This window comes from Streptomyces sp. NPDC046349 (assembly GCF_055587885.1).
The window spans coordinates 1-4,604 of record NZ_JBVJFK010000029.1 but is presented as its reverse complement, the minus strand read 5'-3'; the positions used below and the strand labels follow the sequence as shown (position 1 = coordinate 4,604).

Genomic DNA, 4,604 nt, shown 5'->3' with positions numbered 1-4,604 from the left:
GAAGCCACACGCTCCCGACCCAAGGGCTTCACCGACGAAGACCTCGCCAACATCGACGCCTACTTCCGCCACGGCGACCCCGGCAACGGACTGAATCCCGAGCTGAGAGCGCGAGTCGCGGAGATCGCGGCCGACGTCGCGGCGCAGGTGAAGAAGATCGACGACCTCACGAAGGAGATCGCGGTCGCCGACAGGGGCATCCTCAAGGCGCGCGGCATCACCGACGGCACTCCGGGAACCTCGCAGAGCACGCCACCGGTCGCCACGACCTCGTCGTCGACAACGACCACGACAACGACGAACGCGAACGCGAGAATCGTGGCGCAGCACGAGCGCAAGAAGGCGGCGTTCCAGCAACAGCTCACCCAGAGCCAGGACAGACTGCTGCGACGTCAAGCCGAGTTCGCCGGCCTCTTCTCGTCCGAGGCGGGCCACGACCGCCTGTCCGTCCTGCGCGCCCGCAACGTCCACGCCCAGTCCGCGACCCACCTCCTCAACGAACCGCAGCAGGAGTCGACCCCGGCGGACACCGCCGAAACCGCCGAAACCGCCGAGTCCCGTCTCGCCCCGGACAACGCCCCCGACTGGACGAGCAACCAGGCGCCGGGGGACCGGCCGCAGCGCGGCGGGTCCCGGGGCTCCGGTTCCCACCGCGGCCAGGACACCGGCCGGGGCGGGAGTGCGAACGGCCGAGGACGAGGCGGGAGCCACCGCGGCGGCACTCCGCACCCGGTCACCAGCAGCAGCGGCAACGGCAGCAGCGCAAGCACGCCCGTTCGTGGCGGCCGGCCCCCACGCGGCGGCCACGGGGGCACGAACGGCACGAACCCCGCCCGGGGCGGCTCCACGACCGCGTCCCGCGGCAGCGGCACGCCCTCGGTCCGTGGCGGCCGCGCGCCCCGCCCGGCCGCGCCCGCCACGGTTCCGGCCCCCGCGGTGACCTCGATCGCGTACGGCAATCCCCTCTTCACCGCTCTCATCGGCGGGCAGGGCCAAGGCCAGGGCCGGGGCACCCTGTCGGCCTCGGAGTACCACGCCCGCGTTCTCCGGAGCGTCTCGGGGGCACACCCGACGTCGTACGTCGTCAACGCGGTCGTCGACCACGAGACGGTGGCGAAGCCGGGCAGGCTCCAGCAGTTCGTCGACTCCGTCCTCGAAGGCCTGTCCCCGGAGATGAGCGGGCGGGTCGCGATCGTCGTCGGCGTCAACGGTGCGGTGAGCGAGGGCGATGCCGCCGCCGCCCAGTCGATCCGAGACGCGATCACCACGGGTACGAACGGCGTCGACTGCCCGGTGCCGCTCGCCGTCGTCGCCACGCCGCTCGCACCCTGGTCGTCGAGCTTCCCCTACGGCACCGCCCGGAACGTCACGCTGACGAGTACGGCCACGCGAGAGGCGCTGCACGGACTCCTCGCCCGCGACACCCACCCGTACGTGTCGTTCATGGACTTCGACGCCTATCCGCACACCACCGACTCCGGGCGTCACGTCTTCGACCACTTCGAGGCGCGGCTCGGCTTCGGGCGGGCGGTGACGGGCTCCGAGTCCCAGGGCCTCCTGCCGCCCCTGCGGCCCCTGCTCATGTCCGGCGGCTACCGGATTCCGCCCGCCGGCGACGCCGACGGGCGCACCCGGCTGGCCAACGAGACGCGCGACCGGTGGAACAATCCGAAGGAGGTCGGTCAGCTGGGGGCGGCCCCCACCGACGTCGACGCGAGGATCGAGGACTTCGACCGGGCGATCCGGCACGACATGCGGGCGCGGAACAGGATGGCCGCCCTGGCACCGTTCATGCCCTACTCCCCCGAGCCGAACCTCTTCGTCGACGGGCCGGCGACCCTGGTCAGGGGCGAGGCAGGCGAGTTCGACGACATCCGGTTCAGTCCTGGAGCGGCGGAGTTCAACGGGCTGGCGAACAGCCTGATGCGCCTGGCGGCCTGGGAGATCCGGGCGAACGACACGTCCGCCGGACCGGACGTCTCCCTCCCCGCCCCGGCCGGCCCGAACACCGCCGGCCCGAACACGGCCGCCCAGCAGACCACCGACGCCCCCCGCCCCACCCCTCCGCCGGCGAGCCGCCTGCAGATCGCCGCCGAGAGCCTGCGCCCCTCGGTGCGGGGCACGGCGTTCGTCATCGACGTCAACGACGCCGCCACGCAGACCGACCTGTCCCGCCTCTACTTCAGCATGCTCAAGTCCCGTCGCCAGACGGCGCTCAAGGAGGGTTTCCCCTCCGATGCGGCGGTGCCCCGGCACACGCTCAGAGTCCAGCAGAGCCACCTCAACCCCACCCCGTACACGAGGCTCTTCCACGAGTCGGCTCCCGCCACCAAGAATGCGAAGTACGGCCGGCTCTCCGCTCTGCGCGACTCCGGGGAGCTTCTCCGCACGGACTCGCTCAACACCGTCACGGCCCTCGACGCCTTCGAGGCGTTGACCCTCCAGACCACGCTGTCGTTGCCGCCCACCGGGAGCACCGGACGCGATGGCGACGTCGAGTTCGGGCTCCCGCGCGATCTGCGCCGACTGCACACGATGAACCTGCTGTACACCACGGACGAGGGTGTCCTCCAGCGCAACTTCCACGAAGTGGCCGCCACTTACCTCGCCGACACCGCGCCCCAGGTGCTGGCCGCCCGGCCGGAGTCCTTCTTCGGAGCGCTCACGACCGCGCTCACCCGTGCCCCCGGGGACACCGGCACCGATGTCCACCCCGACGTCAGGCGGATGCTCCTGCACCTTCAGGAGCAGCACCAGGACACCCCGGCCGCCCGCGATCTGATCACGCGGGCGGCTGAGCACGGCCTGACGGTGGAGGACCTGTCCACCCGGCTCTTCACCGGCCGCGTCCACCCGATGACCCACACCCTCGACCATTACATCGCCCCGCCCCGGAACCCCGGAGCGAGCAGCTCGACCGAGGGCACCTTCGAGCTCGACGCCGCCGCGACCTTCCTGCTCGACCTGTACGCGGGTGCGCTCGCGCGCCCCCTGGACGTCACCGGACCCGACGGCACGACCCACCGCTTCGCTCCCCCGGCGTCCACCGGGGCTCCCGTCCACGTCCGCTGGCAGAGCGGCGCGGGTTGGGTCGCGGAAGCCGGTGTGCGGACGGCCTCCACGGACGACGGGGCCCCGGGCCCGTCCGCGAAGCCCGGTACGAAGGGCGGGGGATCAGCCGGTCCGAAGTCCGGTACGAAGTCCGCTCCGAGCGGGCAGGACCGGAAGGGCCGCCGCGGTGGAAACACGCCTACGGCAGCGGCTCCCGACACGAGCACGGACCCCGCGCGGCCCGTCACCGGTACGCCGAGTGGGCGCAAGCGGGGCGAGTTCGTCAGCCGGGTGGTCGCCGCGCAGGAACTGCGTGCCTTCCACGGCGCGAAGACCGCCGCGGTCCACACCGAGCGCTTCGATCCGAAGCTCCGCCAGCTGAACCCCCGCCCCGGTCACCTCGACGGGTCCGTCACCCTCATCCGCAACCACGTACGGCGTGCGCAGCTCGCCGACGGCCGCACGGTCCGCCACTTCTTCATCACGCTCCCCTTCAAGCTCACCGACGGTCTCACCGCGACCGACCTCGCCCGGCACCAGCAGCAGGTCCAGCAGATCCTCGACACCCACACCAACTCCGGCTACCGCCTGCCCGAGAGCGGCGACCAGCTCCGCATCACCGCCGAGTTCATCCACGCCCCCCAGCACGGCGAGGCCGTCACCCTCACCCAGAGCGCGAACCCCGGCCGGGCCGACCAGCTCCACTGGGACGTCAACCACAGCGACGCCACCCTCACCCACGAACTCCTCCACTACCTCGGCCTCGCCGACGAGTACGCCGACACCCACGAGGCCGACCCCCACCTCTTCCGCCGCAACGACCAGGCCAGTGGAGTCCGTACCGAGGGGCTCATGGCGAACACCCTGCGGCAGAACCTCCAGCACCTCCCCCACGACTACCTCGCCACCATCGAGCGTGTCAGCAACAACGCCGTCATCCCCCTTCACACCACCACCCCGGCCGCCCAGGCCACCCCGGCCGCCCCCGCCACCCCCACACGCCCGGCCACCACCAGCGGCGACAGCACCTACCTCCCCCCTGACCACACCCCCCACCAGCCTCCGAACCAGGCTCCGGCCGGAAAGCCGGTGTTCCTCACCCAGCCCCACTACGCGTCCGGCGACCAGTTCGGCATCGCGGCCGCCCTCCTCGCCGACGAGAACCTCTCGGTGATCCTGACGCATGGGAGTGGAAATCCGGCGCACAGAGCGGCCGCCGAAGGCATGGCCGCTTTCTACGCCGCTTCCGGCATTCCGGATGACCGCATCCACGTCGTCGAGACGGCCGGGCGGCTGAAGGAAATCACCGTGCAGACAGAGGACGGTCCGCTCCTGGTCAAGCTCAACAAGAAGAACCAGCTCGGTGTCGGAGACGCGACGAAGCGCGTCGGCAAGCAGTTCAGCACCGATCTGCGCGAGGACGTCCGCAAGGCCTGGAAGGTCGGCCCCGACGCGGAGCGGGACGCGGCCATCACCACCTGGCTGGAGAGCAAGGGCGTCACCCTGAGCGACGGCGACCAGGTCGCCGTCCTGTGGTCGCGGTTCAGCGGCAA

General features: G+C 71.7%; 1 pseudogene. It reads left to right on the top strand.

Going from position 1 to position 4,604, the window contains the following annotated elements:
- Positions 1 to 4,604, top strand: a pseudogene (locus ACZ6JS_RS35470) (hypothetical protein); the annotation flags it as partial.